We start from the raw sequence: 17,745 nt of genomic DNA on the forward strand, positions 1-17,745 counted from the left end.
ATCAGTCTCCGGCTACATGAGTATTGTATTAAAAAGCTCCTGTTGGTAATGTGCCGCTTCCACTTGTTCAAGAGAGTCCACTTGGTTTTCCCATGCCAAATATTGGTTATCCGGGAGGAAAATGCGGTCGCCTTTTCCTATGATAGCTTTTTGCCATTTAAAATCAGAGGGAGGCAATGATAAATATTGTTGTTGTATGGCGGCAAGTTCTTCTTTAAGTTCTTCAACCGGACGTTGGGGGGATACGGTTTGAAAAGCTTTATAGTCAGCTATTGAACCACACATTCTTCTTTGAAATTTCTGCAAGGTTTGTTCGTTCAATCCTTGGAGTGTACCATCGAAAATAGAGGGAGCAATACCTTTGGTTTCGTGTATGGGATAGAGGGTACCGTTGATGGCGATACGTTGGGAGACAGGCAAATGTGGATACTGCTTCATGATTTGCGAAGCTGCCCAGACTCCCATCGACCAGGCGATGAGTGTAATCTGGGAATAGGTTTCCAATAAACTGGCATCAAATGTTAATGAACGGTAGTCATAGCAAATCATCCAGTCCTTATTAGCAGGATGAATGGTCAGGAAAGGAGTTTCGTCCATTCCCCAACCGGCGAAGAAAAGCAATAGATGCTTCTGATTATTCTTTATGATAAAATGCTGCTTCATTCGTTTATCAGTTTGATGAGTTGGTCAATTTCATGTTCTGTGATGTCCGCTGTCAGTGAGAAACGGATGCGTGAAGTTCCGTCGGGTACGGTAGGCGGACGGACGGGCAACGCATAGAATCCTTTGCGTTGGAGTTCTTCTGCTTTTAATATGGTATCTTCACTGGCTCCTATAATCATAGGTACAATATGGCTCACCGATGGGCAATTATATCCTTTGTCTGTAAGGGCTACCTTTAGCTTTTCACTGATTTGTAGCAGGTGAGTTCTTTTATGTTGTAAAGCTGAAAGGTGTTCTAATACCCATGAAGTCCACTGAATATTGATAGGAGGGAGTGCAGTGGTGAATATAAACGTACGCATTTTATTGATGAGATATTCCCGAATGAGTTGTCGGCAGACAATATAAGCTCCTGCCGAAGCAATGGCTTTACCGAATGTTCCTACCAGAAAGTCTATATCGTTGATACAGTCCTGTTCTTCAGCACATCCTAATCCCTTTTCTCCCCGTACACCAAAAGCATGAGCCTCATCTACATAAAGAAGAACATGGGAATAACTCTTTTTGAGCAGAATGAGAGCGCGAAGATCAGCTTCATCGCCATCCATGCTGAAGATACTTTCGGTAACAATAATAATCTGCTCATAAGCGTTATGATTTTCAGCAATCAGTCGTTGCAACTGGGAAATATCATTGTGACGATACCGGATACATTTAGCTGATGATAATTTAATTCCGTCTATTAGGCTTGCATGTACCAGCTTGTCAGCAAGAATCAGTGTGTGAGTATTGCAAATGGCAGGAAGTATTCCTGTATTGGCATGATAACCACTATTGAATATGAGTGCACTTTCCGTTCCGAACATGGTGGCTAGCTGTTGTTCCAGCTTCTGATAGTCACTAAAATTACCGGTCAATAACCGGGAAGAAGAGGAGGTAGGCAGGAATGTTTCGGGAGTGAGTGTCTTTAAGAATTCCTCCCTCAATGAGATGTCATTGGCCAGTCCGAGATAATCATTAGAAGATAGGTTCAACATTCGTTGTCCGTTCAGCAGAATATCTCGGCCCTCGTGGATTAGCGGTGGGAGAGAACGGTAATTCTTTCTCTCTTTCAAGGTCTGGAGTTTCTGGTTTATATACTCTAATGTCATGAATTATTGTTTTAAGTAATCAGTATTTGATATATGAATGATTGAAAATGTAATCAGTTGTTTATAAGATGTTTATCATCAGAAGAACTATTCCGAAAGTTTCTCACCGACCAAGGCATCCTTCCTCGGTGAGGAAAGGCCCGTTCCTCACCGAGGAACACCCTTTTGCTCACCGAGGAACAGATTCTTGGGTGAAAATCCGGTAATTTTCTTCTTGTCTGTCATCTTTTTTGAATAACTTTAAGTAACCCGGAAGTCAGCTTGCTTAATTGTTCCGAAGTGATGATGAAAGGCGGCATCAGATATACCAGTTTTCCAAAGGGACGTACCCAGATTCTTTCTTCCACAAATCGTCGTTGCATATAGGCCATATTTACCGGACGCTTCATTTCAATGACTCCGATAGCTCCGAGTATTCGTACATCAGCCACTTCCGGAAATTCCCGTGCAGGTGCCAATTCTTCTTTTAGTTGAGTTTCGATTCGTTTTACATTCTCTTGCCAACCGGATTCGAGTAATAGGCGGACGGAAGCGCAGGCCACTGCACACGCAAGTGGATTCCCCATAAATGTAGGTCCGTGCATAAAAGCTCCCGGTGCATGGTTGGAGATGGTATCTGCTATCCGGTTACTGGCCAATACAGCAGAAAGTGTCATATATCCTCCGGTCAGTGCTTTGCCGATGCACATTATATCCGGTTCTACTCCGGCGTGTTCCCACGCAAAAAGTTTGCCGGTACGTCCGAATCCTGTTGCTATTTCGTCGAAGATAAGAAGAACATCGTGCTTCCGGCAAAGCTTTTCAGCTTCACGCAGGTACTGCGGATGATAAAACCACATTCCGCCTGCTCCCTGTACCACCGGTTCCAGGATAAGTGCCGCCAACTCTTTTGAATGTTTTTCAATCCTCTCTTGTAGAGGTAGTATATCTTCCGGATTCCATTCTCCGTCGAACCGGGAAGTGGGGGACGGGACAAAATAACGTACAGGCAATGCCGAACCGAAAAGACTGTGCATACCCGTCACCGGATCACATACAGACATGGCATTCCACGTATCACCGTGATAGCCGGAACGGATAGTCACGAAATTGTTCTTTTCCGGTTTTCCTGCTGCATACCAATATTGTACAGCCATTTTCAGTGCCACTTCTACGGCTACCGAACCGGAATCTGCATAGAATATTTTCTGCATGGAGGAAGGAACCAAAGGCAATAACAATTTCCCCAATTCAATGGCCGGATCATGCGTCAGTCCCCCGAACATGACATGAGACATTTTATCTAATTGTTCTTTTGCCGCCTGATTCAATACCGGATGATTATATCCATGCACTGCACACCACCAGGAAGACATTCCGTCAATGAGCGTTCGTCCGTTTTCGAGGGTAATGGTAGCGCCGTCTGCCCGTTTCACTTTGTATACAGGAAGCGGATCGGTAGTCGAAGTGTACGGATGCCAGATGTGCTCGCGATCAAATTGGGAACCGGCGAAATGATAGCCTTCTTCCTGAATCATCTTTTTGTCTTCCGATACTTTGGAGCCGAGTGTTGTCAATAGGTCGCCTACGATAGCCGAGTTAATTCCGATATATAATGCCTTGCGCATCGCTTCGGAAGAAAGTTGTGAACGTCCTCCGGCAAAACGCAGAAAAGCGGTTGGATTGATAAAACGAAAGAGTGCGATGGTTTTAAGTATTTCTTCTTCGCTTAGAGGCTGCTCGTTTTCCAGTGGAGTTCCCGGAATCGGACTAAGCAGGTTGATAGGTATGGATTGAACATTCAGTTCTGCCAATGTGAAAGCAAATTCAATCCGTTGTTCCATCGTTTCTCCCATGCCGATGATACCTCCGCAACAGATATCCATGCCTACACGACGGGCTGCATCGAGAGTAGCCAGTTTCTGTTCTTGTGTATGCGTAGAGCAGAGTTTGGAAAAATAAGACGGGGCAGTTTCCAGATTACAGTGATAACGGGTGATTCCGGCTTCATGCAGGGAACGCAATTCTTCTTCATTGAGCAGTCCCAGAGAAGCACAAAGTTGAATCGACGAATGTCGACGCATATAGTGGACTGTATCGCAAAGTTGGGTAATCTGTTTGGGAGATGGTTTTCGTCCGCTGGTAACGAGGGAGAATCGGTTGACGTCCTGGGCTTCATTGTATTGGGCCTGTCGAAGACATTCTTCAGCGGGAAGGAGATCGTAAATCTCGGCTTTAGTCTGGTAGTGGGAGGATTGTGCACACCATTTGCAGTTTTCCGGACATCGGCCGGACTTGGCGTTGATGATGGAACACATGTCGAACTCGTGCGAAGCACGCGCAACGGTAATCTCATGCGCAGCGGCATAAAGCGCCTCGCTGTCAGCCATGTTGGCTAGCCAAGCAGCTTGGTCGGGTGATATGTCGATACCCGCCAACACTTGGTCTTTGATTTCCTGAAGTGTCATAAATGTATGATAAGGGATAGTTTGTGCAGCATTCTGCTTACGAAGAGCAACGTCCACTACATTGGTATGCAGATGACCGATTTGGAATTCGCGTCCCATACTTGCAAAGGCAGCATAGTTCTTTCTTCCCCAGTAGCGAAAGCGGGAAAGAAGAGTACGTGTGGTCTGTATGTGGCGTTGTTGCTTCATTGATTTTTTTACTTTTGCTCGTTAGAACGTGGCAAATGTACAAAGATTCTTTGGATAAGCAAGCAAGTTGATGATTTCTAGTTTCTGTGGAATTATTTCTTTTTCCTGTATTCTTTGCGGGTGTTGAAGTTGAATCCGGCATATATTTGGAGAGTACCGAATCCATTGTCGACAGAGAAATTGTTGCGATGATAATTGTAGTTTTTTCCAACAAAAGAAGTACCTACGTAATACTTGCCTGTGTTGTAGACAATCCCTGCACGAACCAGAAAATCCAGATTGAATTTACCGTACCATGCTTTTGCTTCATTTGTTTCTGCGTCCACATCGGAGGCTTTGTAGGCAATGGCAGGGGTGAGAGACAGGCATGCCAGACAGTTGCGGGCAAAGACCCAGTTGTAGGCGTAGCCGAAACTGATATTGGCATTGGTGTATTTAATATTCTTGACTTTCATGGCAGGATTCATCGCCTCCTGGATAAATCCCGGAAGTGCTGTATAGTCGAAGTTGAGATGATGCTTTGAAATGGAAAAACCTGCAATAAATGTACCTGCATTGCGCCGTTGATTGGTGGACTGACTGAATGCGGCAGGGTAGGAGAATTTACGGTTATTGAAGATATAATATAGATTCAGTCCTTTGATATCTACCTTTATTCCGCTGAAATCTTCGGAATAGTTGGAGGGGATATCGTCTGAAAATCCTCTGATTTTATGTATTTTGTAATCATTACCGGTGCGGCGATAGAAGATATCCACCCCCAGTTTGGAACTGTATAGGCTAAGATCGAATTCTGTTCCTCTGTTCTTTCGGTTGCCTTTTTTGAAAATATCGTTTACGTCTACAGACCATCCCAGGAAAATCCATCGCCAGCCGAAATACAGTCCTATCTTGTTGTGCGGGTTGGGAGAAAAACTAAGTTTCTGTGGCTGCGGCAATTCACTGGTGATAGAATAATACTCAAAGTTGCTGAAATGAGTAACCATCAGCGCATAGTTATAACGGTTGGGACTGATATAGAGCGTATCGAAATCACTGAAGTTCATAAACTTCTTGATCGCTCTTTTAAAAGCACTTGGCTTGGCGGTTGCTGTGGAATCTACTTCTGTACTATCGTTGCCTAAAGAGACTTTCTCTTCAGTCTGTGCCTGTAAGGACAGTGAAAATAACAGAAAAAGATATAGAATAACCCGTTTCCCCATGTGGTTCTTTGTTGGTATAGATATTTTTTGTTTCACGAATGTACTACCTTTCGTTGATTTATACTAGCAATCTTCTAAAAAATGTTTCGTTTCCTAAACAAAAAAGTTCAATATACTGTTAGTTACAACAAGCAAATAAATCTTAAGCCACAAAATTATGAGAATCTATTTACGTTTATTAGTCGTGTCTCTTCTGCTTTTTGCAGGAAATATAGTATATGCGGAAGCACAGCAGGAGAAACGCGTGACAGGCACAGTGACTTCTGAAGGAGAACCTTTGCCTGGTGTCTCCGTACAATTGAAAGGAGCATCTTCCGGCACCATTACCGATATTGATGGAAAGTATTCGATTGAGATTCCTGCGACCGGCACTTTAGTGTTCCGTTTTGTAGGAATGAGAACGGTAGAACAACCGGTGAATAACCGGAATGTGATTAATGTCACGTTAGAATCGGAAAGTAAGGAACTGGAAGAAGTAATGGTAGTAGCTTATGCTACCGCTAAAAAGTATAGTTTTACCGGAGCAGCTTCGACGATGAAAGCAGGTGAGATTGAAAAGTTACAGACTTCCAGCATATCACGTGTATTGGAGGGTACGGTATCCGGAGTACAGGCGAGTGCGGCAAGCGGCCAGCCGGGTACGGATGCGGAAATCCGTATTCGTGGTATCGGGTCTATCAACGCTTCCAGCGCTCCGCTTTATGTAGTGGACGGTGTTCCGTTCGATGGTAGTGTGAACTCTATCAATCCGGATGACATATCTTCGATGACAGTATTGAAAGATGCGGCCTCTGCTGCTTTGTATGGTTCCCGTGGTGCAAACGGTGTGATTATTATCACGACCAAGCAGGGAGACCAGAATACCAAAGCAACAGTAAAGGTGAAAGCTTCGTTAGGAGGTTCCAACCGTGCCGTACGCGATTATGATCGTGTCAGTACCGACCAATACTTCGAATTATATTGGGAAGCACTTCGCAATCAGTATGCCAAGAGTGCGGATTATACTCCGGCAACTGCCGCGACGCAAGCATCCAAAGACTTGGTAACGAAATTAATGGGAGGTGGCCCGAACCCCTATGGTCCTCAATATGCGCAACCGGTCGGTACAGATGGAAAGCTGGTGGCAGGTGCCCGTCCGTTATGGAATTCTGACTGGAGTGACGCCATGGAGCAACAGGCACTTCGCACAGAGTTAAATCTAAGTGTTTCCGGAGGTGGAAAAGCGAATCAGTATTTCTTTTCTGCCGGATACCTGAATGATAAAGGTATTGCACTCGAATCCGGTTACCAGCGTTTCAATCTTCGTTCCAATATCACCAGCGAGATGACTTCCTGGTTGAAGGGAGGCGTCAACTTGAGTTTCGCACATTCCATGCAGAATTATCCGGTTTCTTCCGATTCCAAAACCAGTAATGTGATTACCGCAGGACGTACCATGCCGGGATTTTATCCTATTTATGAAATGAATACGGATGGTAGCTACAAATTGGATGAGAGTGGAGATCGTATTTATGACTTTGGTTCCTATCGTCCTTCCGGTTCGATGGCAAACTGGAACCTGCCCGCTACTTTGCCTTTGGATAAATCGGAACGAATGAAAGATGAAGTCTCTGGTCGTACTTTTCTGGAAGCTACGATTATTGAAGGACTGAAATTCAAGACAAGTTTCAATTTTGACTTGATTAATTATAATACGCTGGATTATACGAATCCGAAGTTAGGTCCGGCTAAAGAGAACGGAGGCGGCGTCAGCCGAATGAATACCCGCACTTTCTCCTGGACGTGGAACAATATCGCTACGTATGACAAGACAATCGGTGAACATCATTTTAATGTCCTTGCCGGTGTGGAAGCCTATTCTTACCGTTACGATGAACTGACAGCATCACGTTCCAAAATGGCGCAGCCTGATATGCCGGAATTGGTAGTCGGCTCACAGCTGACCGGAGGTTCGGGATATCGTATCGACTATGCATTGGTAGGTTATCTGACTCAAGCGTTATATGATTATCAAAATAAATATTTCTTCTCGGCATCTTATCGTCGCGACGGTTCTTCACGTTTTGCGCCCGAAACCCGTTGGGGAAATTTCTGGTCGTTGGGTACTTCCTGGCGTATCGACCGGGAAGAGTTTATGGCAAGCACTTCCGACTGGTTGTCTGCCTTAACTCTGAAAATGAGCTATGGTGCACAGGGAAACGATAACTTGGGTACGTATTATGCGAGTAAAGGGCTTTATACCATTGTTTCCAATCTGGGAGAAAATGCGTTAGTGTCCGATCGTATGGCGACCCCGAATCTGAAATGGGAAACGAACCTCAACTTTAACGTGGGTATCGACTTCTCCCTGTTCAACAACCGTTTTTCCGGTTCGTTTGACTTCTTTACACGTCGTTCGAAAGATTTGCTTTACTCACGTCCGATAGCTCCTTCCCTGGGATATGGTTCTATTGACGAGAATGTAGGAGCCTTGAAGAATACAGGTATAGAAATGGTGTTGAACGGAACAATTATCAATCAGAATGGTTGGGTATGGAAACTGGGGATGAATCTGACACATTATAAGAATAAGGTGACGGACCTTCCTTTGAAAGATATGCCGCAAAGTGGAGTGAACAAGTTACAGGTAGGCCGTTCTGTTTATGATTTCTATATGATAGAGTGGGCGGGAGTAAATCCGGAAAACGGAGATCCGTTGTGGTATATGGATGAAGAAGATGAAAATCACAATCCGACCGGAAAACGTGTCACAACAAACGATTACGGTTCGGCTGACTATTATTACGTCAATAAATCTTCTCTCCCGAAAGTGTATGGTGGATTCAATACCTCTCTTTCCTGGAAAGGATTTGATCTTTCTGCCATCTTTGCTTATAGTATCGGTGGATATATCTACAATCGTGATATTACAATGATTCTGCATAATGGAAGTCTGGAAGGACGCGACTGGTCGACGGAGATTCTAAAAAGATGGACTCCCGACAATCGTAATACAGATGTTCCCGCTTTGAGTACTACCACTAATAACTGGAACTCGGCTTCTACCCGTTTCTTGCAGAATAATTCGTATATGCGATTGAAAAACCTGACTCTTTCCTATAACTTACCCAAACAATGGATTAGTAAGTTATCATTGAGCAGTGTGCAGGTATATGTACAAGGAGATAATCTGTTTACCATTCACCGGAATCAGGGACTAGACCCTGAACAGGGAATTACCGGTATCACTTATTATCGTTATCCGGCTATGCGAACGATCTCCGGAGGTATCAACGTTTCTTTCTAAATTCAGACTAAATTATGAGAAAAATAAAAATTAAATCCATTCTTGCCGCAGTTGCCGGACTTTTCCTGGTAACGAGTTGTAGCAGCAGTTTTTTGGATACGGACCCAACGGATGCGGTAAGTTCGGAAAAAGTACCTGTGCCCGAAAATGCAGCGGCACTTGTGAATGGTGCCTGGTATAATCTGTTTGATTATTCAAGTACCTATGCCAATATCGGTTATCGGGCACTTCAGTGTCTGGATGACATGATGGCAAGTGATGTTGTTTCCCGTCCGAAATACGGTTTCAACTCTTCGTATCAGTTTAACGATATAGCGTTGCCTTCGAACAATAGAACAGAATTTGCTTGGTATCTGATATATAAAACGATCGATAACTGTAATACTGCCATTTCCATTCAGGGAGATTCGGAGGAACTCCGGCAGGCGCAGGGACAGGCATTGGCGCTGCGTGCTTTCTGTTATTTACACTTGGTGCAGCATTATCAATTCACTTATCTGAAAGATAAAGATGCTCCATGTGTTCCTATATATACCGAACCGAGTAATAGTTCGACAGTTCCGAAAGGAAAATCAACGGTGGCACAGGTTTATCAGCGTATTTTTGATGATCTAAACCTGGCACAGGATTATTTGAAGAACTATGTCAGGAGTGGTGATAACCAGAAATTCAAACCGAATGTTGCCGTGGTGGATGGCCTCTTGGCTCGTGCTTATCTGTTGACAGGGCAGTGGGAAGAAGCAGCGAAAGCAGCTGAAGCCGCACGTACAGGATATGCGTTGATGACAACGACAGCCGAATACGAAGGCTTCAATAATATTTCCAATAAAGAATGGATATGGGGATTTCCTCAAATACCTTCTCAATCGGATGCCAGCTACAACTTCTATTATCTGGATGCAACATACGTCGGAGCTTATAGTAGCTTTATGGCCGATCCTCATCTAAAAGATACCTTTATTGAGGGTGACATTCGTCTGCCTTTGTTTCAGTGGATGCGTGAAGGGTATCTGGGATATAAGAAATTCCACATGCGTGCAGATGATACAGCTGATCTGGTCTTGATGCGTGCTTCTGAAATGTATTTGATAGAAGCGGAGGCGAAAGTTCGTGATGGAGTAGCTTTGAATCAGGCTGTCATTCCATTGAATACGTTGCGCAATGCCCGTGGAGTGGGAGATTATGACGTGACAGGGAAATCGCAGGAAGATGTTCTTAATGAGATTCTGATGGAACGTCGCCGCGAACTTTGGGGAGAGGGATTCGGTATTACAGATGTACTTCGTACACAGGGTTCCGTAGTACGTACTGCTTTATCTGATGAAATGCAGAAGACAGAAGTCGATTGTTGGCAGGAGGGTGGTAGCTTTGAAAAACGAAATCCTCTGGGACATTGGTTCCTTAACTTCCCGAACGGTAAACCGTTTACAGTAAATAGCACCTATTATTTGTATGCTATTCCCCAGAAAGAAATAAACGCTAACCCTAACATATAAATAGCTCTCTTAATTTTTTGACTTTGACCTTAACTTGTAGACCGGTATACGTCGTGACGATGCATACCGGTCGTTTTCTTTCTTCTGTTAAGTATGTTAATAGAATAGAGTTTCGTAGGTTATGTAACTGTTTTATTGTAACTTTGTATTATAAAGAAAGGAGATAATTAATATGTCTACAATGGAACTTAGGGCTTCACTTCTTAAAGAGGTGGCTGCTATTATTGCTGATGATGATCTGACGGCTGAAGCTTTAAAAGCCTTAAAAGCTTTGCGTCGCAAATCGCGTGTTGCGCGTAAAGAGCAGGAAGCGGAATCTCCCTGCAAAGATGAAATAGAATGTATAAAGAAACGTGCAGAAAGTGCTTTAGTACGCTATAAACAAGGAGAATATGCTTCGCAGGATGAGATGTTGAAGCGTACGGAACGATGGAAATAGTATGGGATTACGAGGCATTGGATGACTTAGAGGTCATCCTTTGTTATATTGAAACCCAGTTTTCGATGAAAGAGGCTCGCCTTTTCAGACAACAAGTTGTACATGTTACTCGGAATTTATGTGAGTTTCCATTTCTTGGAAAAGTAGAGCCTTTGCTGGAGGATTTTGAAGAGATGGAATTACACTCTATTCCTGTTGATAGACTATGCAAACTTGTGTATGCAGTTATGAATGATCGTGTTTTTATTATCGCCCTTTGGGACACTCGTCGTAATCCCAAAACTTTAGAACATGAGGCTAAAGGAAGACTTCGTTAATAATTAGAATAAATAATATAGTGACTTATTGGAATACCGTATGGTGAATATTAGTATTTTTGTAGGATAATTATTACTCACACTCACAAATTAACAAATTAAAGTATGAAAACTAGACTTTTATTTTTATTGTTGTTCATTGGCTTAGGATTAGTATCCTGTGATAACGATGATGAACGTTTCTTTCTTTATGAAATAGATGATATTTATTTCCCAGATCAACCTATTAGTGATATAGTAATGGAGATAACTGATGGTGCTGCTGTAGGAATGACAGGTGGGGTAGCTCCTTATACTGTAGAAACTGGTGATGAAGAGATAGCAAAAGCTAAGATTCAGGAAGAATATGGTTATGTGATGATAGCTCCCGTTCAATTGGGAACAACATTTCTTGTAGTGAAAGATGCGAATGGACTGACTGCTAAAATTGATATAAAGATAATCAAAGGTACGAAATCGTTTACTACAAAGAAAGTAAGTGTAAAAGTCGAAGGACTTGAGGGTGATGAGAAAGTAGATTTAGAAAATCAAGTTATCGCAAGCTCGGATATGCATGTAACTGGCGGAATTAAATTTATTTATGATACAAAAGATAGTGGTACGCTTACTGTAATTCCTTCAAAGGATGATATATCTAACGTTATTACTGCTTCTTTTACCAGAGAGATAAGGCAAACGGATGAAAAGACATTTACTTCTTTTATTTATGTGAATTATAATGATATAGACCATGTGCTTTATTTCACCTCTCCGGAAAAAACTCCATCAGAAGATGATGCTACTCGCGCTCTTGGCCCACTGTATTGTTGGTTAGTAGAAGATGTAACGAAAATATATAATAAAACATATCCCAATGTCACTTCTGTGAAACGTATCTATGAAGGGCAATTAAGTAGATATTGAAGCTAAAAATGTGAAGACGAGTTCAGATTATAAATAATATAAATCGCCCCACTAGAATCATTATAGCAGGGCGGTTTTATTTATATAGATTTCTATCCAATCTTTTTCTTCTTCAAATTAGGCAAGAAGAACGTGACTAATCCCAGTAGTGGCATATAAGCACAGATATTATATACATATTCAATGCTCGTTTTATCCGCTAAATTGCCAAGTACGGCAGATGCTACACCGGCCACTCCGAAAGCAAATCCAAAGAACAAACCGGATATCAATCCAAGTTTGGTAGGAAGCAGCTCCTGTGCATAAAGCAATATGGCAGGAAAAGCGGAAGAAAGCATCAATCCCACACAGAAGCTAAGTATAATAGTCCACAGCAGATTGGCATGTGGCATTAGTAAGCTAAATGGGGCCGCTCCTAAAATAGAAGCCCAAATCACATATTTCCGACCGATACGGTCACCGACAGGTCCGCCAATTAATGTTCCGATAGCAGTAGCTACCAGGAAAATAAATAAATATAGCTGCGAATCTTGTACACTTACATTGAATTTATGAATCAGGTAGAAAGTATAATAACTGGTGAGACTTGCCATATAAATATATTTGGAGAAAATCAGAATCAGCAATATCGCGATTGAAAGGGCTGTCTTATCCATAGGCAAAGGAAGATGAACTGGTTTTCTGACACTGACAGTCTGTGCTTTCATCCGGTTTAGATATGATTTATACCATTTGCAAATTGGGTACATCACTCCGATAGCAGCTAAAGCCACAAATGCAAATACGATGAGATGTTGCCTGCCATAAGGAGCCACCAACAGAGCAACCAGCAAAGGGCCTAATGAACCTCCGAAGTTACCACCTACCTGAAAGAGTGATTGTGCCAGTCCACGTTTTCCACCGGAGGCAAGGAACGTGATACGGGAGGCTTCCGGATGCAGTACGGAAGAGCCAATTCCGATTAAGAATACGGAGGCTAATATCCAGTATAGATTATCAGAGAATGCTAAGTTTATCAAACCAATCAGTGTAAAGCTCATTCCGATAGGCAATGACCATGCGACGGGATGCTTATCAAAGAAAATTCCGGTAATCGGTTGAAAAACTGAAGCGGAAAGTTGATAAACTAGTGTGATAAGTCCGATTTGCGCGAAACTAAGTCCTAAATCATCTTTAAATAAAGGATAAGATGCTGATAGCACCGACTGTAAAAGATCGTTGAGGCAATGCGAAAGACTCAATGCAATCAAAATGGAAAATGTAATTTTTCCTACGGGTTGTTCCTGATTCTGTACCATAATACCTATTTACTATTGAAGTGTTCCTGAAAAATCGGCTGCAAAGGTACGGAAACTTCCCGTTTCTCAATATATATTTGCTGTGATTAATTCAATATGATAGGAATAAAGCTCTAAGACTAAGGATTGTAAATTGTCGTTAATTCAGTTTTGAGTGACTGAACTATTCTTCATACCTACTGTTGTTAAATAAAAAAGGAGGATTATATGGGCTTTATATGGTATATCATTATTGGTATTGTGGCTGGATTCCTCGCAGGTAAAATAATGCGCGGCGGAGGTTTTGGTCTTGTTATAAATTTATTACTTGGTATTCTTGGAGGTGTACTGGGCGGTTGGGTGTTTGCCCTTTTCGGACTGGCAGCTTCAGGACTGATCGGAAGTTTGATAACTTCCACCGTAGGAGCTATCCTTGTATTGTGGATTGCTTCCTTATTCTCGAAATCTAAATAGATATTTATATAATTTATTTTTAATCCTAAAAACAGAACTTGATTATGGAATGTAGACATGGAAATTTCTGGATTGGACTCGGAATTGGGTCAATCCTTGGCGCAGTAGCTTATCGTCTTTCACGTACAGCAAAAGCAAAACAATTAGAAAGTGAAATTTATAATGCTATCCATCGCATAGGTCGTGATGCTGAAATAGCTGCTGCTCATGCTGAAAGAAAAGCAGTGGATCTTGGACTTAAAGCAGTAGAAGCCGGTGCGGAAATTGCTGATAAAGTAGCAGATGAAGCCGATAAAGTGGCCGGAAAAGCAAAAGATAAGTGGGGGAAATAAGAACTCCAAAACGGGTAATCGATTTAAATAGAATCGGTTACCTGTTTTATTTTATATGTGTTTAATCTTTTATTTCTAGCCTTATCAGTCACTATCTGAATGATGTGTGCACGAACACATATTGGTGTATCTTCCCCATTATTTTCACTTCCTTCAAGAATCAAAAGCTATTTTCCCTCTGGTTTCTCATCTGATAAGTGCTTTTTTATCTATACTATCTTTACTTTTTCTTATGTTTAACAACATGTATACTTCTTTACTGTTGTGGTTAACTTGCTGATTATTAGTGGTATGTTCTTTATAGTGTGTTATGTGTGTGCGCACACATTATTGCTTAATTCAATAATTCATTTTACTTTTGCCAATGAAAAACAAGATACTTATCAATAGATGGATAAAGAGTTTTCAAATATTCGGATTGTAGACATTGCCAAGATGGCAGGTGTCTCTGTTGGCACAGTAGATCGTGTAATCCATAATCGTGGCAGGGTATCTGAAGAAAACAGGAAAAAGGTACAGGCGATTCTGGAGATGGTACATTACCAGCCCAATCTGATGGCACGTTCATTGGCGGCCTCCAAAAAGCAATATCATCTTCTTGCGATTACTCCTTCTTTTGTTCAGGGAGAGTATTGGGAAGCTATTTCGGAAGGCATAGATAAAGCAGCGTCGGAAATGGAATCGTATAACATCACCATTACCAAACTCTTTTTCGATCAATATAATAACAAGACTTTTGATGATATCATCCGTAATCTGCTGAATGAGAAAGTGGATGGTGTATTGATTGCGACTTTGTTTACGGATTCTGTTATCCGGCTTTCGCAGGAACTTGACAGGAATGAAATACCTTATGTGTATGTTGACTCCAACATTGGAGGGCAACATCAACTGGCTTATTTCGGAACGGAGTCTTATGATGCCGGAGTGATTGCTGCCAGATTGTTGATGGACCGGCTTTCTTCGTCTTCCGATATATTGATGGCGCGAATTATTCATAGTGGGAAGAATGACTCTAATCAGGGAAAGAACAGGCGGGAAGGTTTCTGCCATTATCTTACGCAAACAGGATTCAATGGAAATCTGCATGAAGTGGAGCTGAAAATAAATGATTCAGTGTATAACTTCATGAAACTGGATGAAATATTTGAAGCTAATCCAAATATAAATGGGGCTGTTATCTTCAATTCAACTTGTTATATTTTAGGGAATTACCTGAAAGCGAGAGGAATGCAGTCTGTTAAACTGGTTGGTTATGACCTTATCGGGAGAAATACACAGTTGCTTTCCGAAGGTGTCATAACCGCATTGATTGCGCAGCGTCCGGAGCGTCAGGGATATGATGGTATTAAATCATTGTGTAATCATCTGTTGTTCAAACAGAGCAGTGAAAAGGTTAATTTGATGCCTATCGATATTCTTCTCAAAGAGAATCTGAAATATTATCTGAACAATAAATTATAAACATATAAATTTGTAAGAACCATGAATGAATTATTTAACGTAAAAGGCAAAGTAGTTGTTATCACCGGTGGAGCTGGTATTTTAGGTAAAGGTATTGCTGCGTATCTCGCAAAGGAAGGTGCAAAAGTAGTTGTGCTCGACAGAAGTGAAGAAGCAGGAAAAGCATTGGTAGATAGTATCAAAGCCGAAGGAAATGAAGCTATGTTCCTTTACACGGATGTAATGGATAAGGAAGTGCTGGAAGGTAACAAAGTAGAAATCATGAAGGCTTATGGCCGTATTGATGTATTGTTGAACGCTGCCGGAGGTAACATGGCAGGTGCAACTATCGCTCCGGATAAGACTTTCTTCGATTTGCAGATTGATGCATTCAAGAAAGTGGTGGATCTGAACCTTTTCGGTACAGTATTGCCTACAATGGTATTTGCTGAAATTATGGTAGAACAGAAGAAAGGTTCTATTGTAAACTTCTGCTCTGAATCGGCTCTTCGTCCATTGACCCGTGTGGTAGGTTATGGTGCGGCAAAAGCAGCTATTGCCAACTTTACTAAATATATGGCTGGCGAACTGGCTTTGAAATTCGGTAACGGTCTGCGTGTAAATGCCATTGCTCCGGGATTCTTCCTGACCGATCAGAATCGTGCGTTATTGACTAATCCGGATGGTTCTCTGACTGACCGTTCAAAGACCATTCTCGCTCATACTCCATTCAACCGTTTCGGTGAACCGGAAGACCTTTATGGAACAATCCATTATTTGATTAGCGATGCTTCTAACTTCGTAACAGGTACAGTAGCTGTTATCGACGGTGGATTTGATGCATTCTCTATCTAATATTGGGATGGTATCATTCTGTTTTTAATCATAATTAGTAACTTGTAATCAGGAAAGAATAATATGTATTTATGTGAACAAACTTGGCGCTGGTATGGTCCTAATGACCCGGTTAGCTTGTGGGATATTAAGCAGGCAGGCGCCACTGGTATAGTAAATGCTCTTCATCACATTCCAAATGGTGAAGTGTGGACAGTAGAAGAGATCATGAAGCGTAAGCAAATGATTGAAGAAGTGGGTCTGACATGGTCTGTGGTAGAAAGTGTACCTGTACACGAGCATATCAAAACACAGACGGGCGACTTTATGAAATACATCGAAAACTATAAGGAAAGTATCCGTAATCTGGCGAAGTGTGGCGTGATGGTAGTTACTTATAACTTCATGCCTGTATTGGACTGGACCCGCACAGATCTTGCCTATACAATGCCGGACGGCTCTAAAGCACTCCGCTTTGAAAAAGCAGCTTTTGTAGCTTTCGATCTTTTCATCTTGAAACGTCCGAATGCTGAAAAAGACTATACTCCGGAAGAAATAGCTAAAGCGAAAGCTCGTTTTGAACAGATGAGCGAAGACGACAAGAAATTGTTGGTTCGTAATATGATTGCCGGACTTCCGGGTTCGGAAGAAAGTTTCACGGTAGAACAATTTCAGCAAGCATTAGATCGTTATGACGATATTGATGCAGAGAAGCTTCGTTCCAACCTGATTTTCTTCTTAAAAGAAATTGCTCCTGTTGCCGATGAAGTAGGAGTGAAACTGGTAATTCATCCGGATGATCCTCCTTACACCATCTTAGGTTTGCCTCGTATTTTGAGTACGGAAGAGGATTTCAAGAAATTGATTGAAGCCGTACCTAACGAATCTAATGGCCTCTGCTTGTGTACAGGCTCTTTCGGTGTGCGTGCCGATAATGACCTTGCAGGTATGATGGAACGTTTTGGCGACCGTGTGAACTTCGTACACTTGCGCAGTACACAACGTGACGAGGAAGGAAACTTCTACGAAGCTAATCACTTGGAAGGAAATGTAGACATGTATAACGTAATGAAGAGCCTTATTCTTCTACAACAGCGTCGTAAATGCTCTATCGCTATGCGTCCCGACCACGGACATCAAATGATTGATGACTTGAAAAAGAAAACGAATCCGGGATATTCTTGCCTGGGCCGTCTTCGCGGATTGGCAGAACTTCGCGGCTTGGAAATGGGTATTGCAAAATCTATTCTGTAAGCAGAATACTTTTTATATTTGAGTAACCCTCATCACAG

Annotated in this window: 15 protein-coding genes; 10 read left to right on the forward strand and 5 right to left on the reverse strand. The window is 42.1% G+C overall.

Annotated elements, in window-relative coordinates:
* Positions 1-12: 12 nt before the first annotated feature.
* The 4 genes from DXB58_RS03280 to DXB58_RS03295 form a co-directional block, all read right to left on the reverse strand.
* On the reverse strand, positions 13-663 hold the full coding sequence (locus DXB58_RS03280; protein WP_122135895.1) for a DUF452 family protein: 651 nt from the start codon (positions 661-663) through the stop codon (positions 13-15).
* Entirely contained in the window at positions 660-1,814 is a 1,155-nt protein-coding gene (locus DXB58_RS03285) for an 8-amino-7-oxononanoate synthase (protein ID WP_122135896.1), read from the reverse strand. Before DXB58_RS03285 ends, DXB58_RS03280 begins: the two co-directional genes overlap by 4 nt.
* A 221-nt stretch (positions 1,815-2,035) precedes the next feature.
* Positions 2,036-4,450, reverse strand: a complete 2,415-nt coding sequence (gene bioA, locus DXB58_RS03290) for an adenosylmethionine--8-amino-7-oxononanoate transaminase (protein WP_122135897.1) — start codon at positions 4,448-4,450, stop codon at positions 2,036-2,038.
* 92 nt (positions 4,451-4,542) lie between these two features.
* Positions 4,543-5,652: a DUF4421 domain-containing protein gene (locus DXB58_RS03295; RefSeq protein ID WP_122135898.1), complete on the reverse strand. Its 1,110-nt coding sequence runs from the start codon at positions 5,650-5,652 to the stop codon at positions 4,543-4,545.
* A gap of 157 nt (positions 5,653-5,809) precedes the next feature.
* Between DXB58_RS03295 and DXB58_RS03300 the strand changes: the two genes are divergently transcribed.
* The 5 genes from DXB58_RS03300 to DXB58_RS03320 all read left to right on the forward strand — a co-directional run bounded on the left by DXB58_RS03300 (position 5,810) and on the right by DXB58_RS03320 (position 12,093).
* Entirely contained in the window at positions 5,810-8,938 is a 3,129-nt protein-coding gene (locus tag DXB58_RS03300; RefSeq protein ID WP_122135899.1) for a TonB-dependent receptor, read from the forward strand.
* A gap of 14 nt (positions 8,939-8,952) precedes the next feature.
* A complete protein-coding gene (locus tag DXB58_RS03305) occupies positions 8,953-10,434 on the forward strand; it encodes a RagB/SusD family nutrient uptake outer membrane protein (RefSeq protein WP_122135900.1) in 1,482 nt (493 codons plus the stop codon).
* A gap of 181 nt (positions 10,435-10,615) precedes the next feature.
* Positions 10,616-10,873, forward strand: a complete 258-nt coding sequence (locus DXB58_RS03310) for a hypothetical protein (protein WP_122135901.1) — start codon at positions 10,616-10,618, stop codon at positions 10,871-10,873.
* Positions 10,864-11,190 (forward strand): type II toxin-antitoxin system RelE/ParE family toxin, encoded by a 327-nt coding sequence (locus DXB58_RS03315; RefSeq protein ID WP_117937560.1) that lies wholly within the window; start codon positions 10,864-10,866, stop codon positions 11,188-11,190. The genes DXB58_RS03310 and DXB58_RS03315 overlap by 10 nt, the downstream gene beginning before the upstream one ends.
* Before the next feature lie 105 nt (positions 11,191-11,295).
* Positions 11,296-12,093, forward strand: coding sequence for a hypothetical protein (locus DXB58_RS03320; protein ID WP_147338715.1), 798 nt, complete (start codon positions 11,296-11,298; stop codon positions 12,091-12,093).
* 92 nt (positions 12,094-12,185) lie between these two features.
* On the opposite strand, the gene DXB58_RS03325 is transcribed toward DXB58_RS03320, so the two are convergent.
* A complete protein-coding gene (locus DXB58_RS03325; RefSeq protein ID WP_117937556.1) occupies positions 12,186-13,391 on the reverse strand; it encodes an MFS transporter in 1,206 nt (401 codons plus the stop codon).
* A 207-nt stretch (positions 13,392-13,598) separates the two neighbouring features.
* On the opposite strand from DXB58_RS03325, the gene DXB58_RS03330 reads away from it, so the two are divergent.
* The 5 genes from DXB58_RS03330 to uxuA all read left to right on the forward strand — a co-directional run bounded on the left by DXB58_RS03330 (position 13,599) and on the right by uxuA (position 17,707).
* Complete coding sequence (locus DXB58_RS03330; RefSeq protein ID WP_004304114.1) at positions 13,599-13,844, forward strand: GlsB/YeaQ/YmgE family stress response membrane protein; 246 nt, start codon at positions 13,599-13,601, stop codon at positions 13,842-13,844.
* 44 nt (positions 13,845-13,888) lie between these two features.
* Positions 13,889-14,176: a YtxH domain-containing protein gene (locus DXB58_RS03335; protein ID WP_004297124.1), complete on the forward strand. Its 288-nt coding sequence runs from the start codon at positions 13,889-13,891 to the stop codon at positions 14,174-14,176.
* A gap of 390 nt (positions 14,177-14,566) precedes the next feature.
* The gene (locus DXB58_RS03340) at positions 14,567-15,640 is read left to right on the forward strand and encodes a substrate-binding domain-containing protein (protein WP_122135903.1); all 1,074 of its coding nucleotides are present in this window, start codon (positions 14,567-14,569) and stop codon (positions 15,638-15,640) included.
* Positions 15,641-15,661: 21 nt separating this feature from the next.
* Positions 15,662-16,474: an SDR family oxidoreductase gene (locus tag DXB58_RS03345; protein ID WP_004304110.1), complete on the forward strand. Its 813-nt coding sequence runs from the start codon at positions 15,662-15,664 to the stop codon at positions 16,472-16,474.
* A 63-nt stretch (positions 16,475-16,537) separates the two neighbouring features.
* Entirely contained in the window at positions 16,538-17,707 is a 1,170-nt protein-coding gene (gene uxuA, locus DXB58_RS03350) for a mannonate dehydratase (protein ID WP_004304108.1), read from the forward strand.
* Positions 17,708-17,745 lie beyond the last annotated feature (38 nt).

The organism is Bacteroides sp. OM05-10AA, assembly GCF_003439055.1.
GTDB lineage: Bacteria > Bacteroidota > Bacteroidia > Bacteroidales > Bacteroidaceae > Bacteroides > Bacteroides intestinigallinarum.

Excerpts from the sequence above, each read along its gene's own strand:
- DXB58_RS03280 (WP_122135895.1), bottom strand. The coding sequence starts at position 663 with ATGAAGCAGCATTTTATCATAAAGAATAATCAGAAGCATCTATTGCTT.
- DXB58_RS03285 (WP_122135896.1), bottom strand. The coding sequence starts at position 1,814 with ATGACATTAGAGTATATAAACCAGAAACTCCAGACCTTGAAAGAGAGA.
- bioA (WP_122135897.1), bottom strand. The coding sequence starts at position 4,450 with ATGAAGCAACAACGCCACATACAGACCACACGTACTCTTCTTTCCCGC.
- DXB58_RS03295 (WP_122135898.1), bottom strand. The coding sequence starts at position 5,652 with ATGGGGAAACGGGTTATTCTATATCTTTTTCTGTTATTTTCACTGTCC.
- DXB58_RS03300 (WP_122135899.1), top strand. The coding sequence starts at position 5,810 with ATGAGAATCTATTTACGTTTATTAGTCGTGTCTCTTCTGCTTTTTGCA.
- DXB58_RS03305 (WP_122135900.1), top strand. The coding sequence starts at position 8,953 with ATGAGAAAAATAAAAATTAAATCCATTCTTGCCGCAGTTGCCGGACTT.
- DXB58_RS03310 (WP_122135901.1), top strand. The coding sequence starts at position 10,616 with ATGGAACTTAGGGCTTCACTTCTTAAAGAGGTGGCTGCTATTATTGCT.
- DXB58_RS03315 (WP_117937560.1), top strand. The coding sequence starts at position 10,864 with ATGGAAATAGTATGGGATTACGAGGCATTGGATGACTTAGAGGTCATC.
- DXB58_RS03320 (WP_147338715.1), top strand. The coding sequence starts at position 11,296 with ATGAAAACTAGACTTTTATTTTTATTGTTGTTCATTGGCTTAGGATTA.
- DXB58_RS03325 (WP_117937556.1), bottom strand. The coding sequence starts at position 13,391 with ATGGTACAGAATCAGGAACAACCCGTAGGAAAAATTACATTTTCCATT.
- DXB58_RS03330 (WP_004304114.1), top strand. The coding sequence starts at position 13,599 with ATGGGCTTTATATGGTATATCATTATTGGTATTGTGGCTGGATTCCTC.
- DXB58_RS03335 (WP_004297124.1), top strand. The coding sequence starts at position 13,889 with ATGGAATGTAGACATGGAAATTTCTGGATTGGACTCGGAATTGGGTCA.
- DXB58_RS03340 (WP_122135903.1), top strand. The coding sequence starts at position 14,567 with ATGGATAAAGAGTTTTCAAATATTCGGATTGTAGACATTGCCAAGATG.
- DXB58_RS03345 (WP_004304110.1), top strand. The coding sequence starts at position 15,662 with ATGAATGAATTATTTAACGTAAAAGGCAAAGTAGTTGTTATCACCGGT.
- uxuA (WP_004304108.1), top strand. The coding sequence starts at position 16,538 with ATGTATTTATGTGAACAAACTTGGCGCTGGTATGGTCCTAATGACCCG.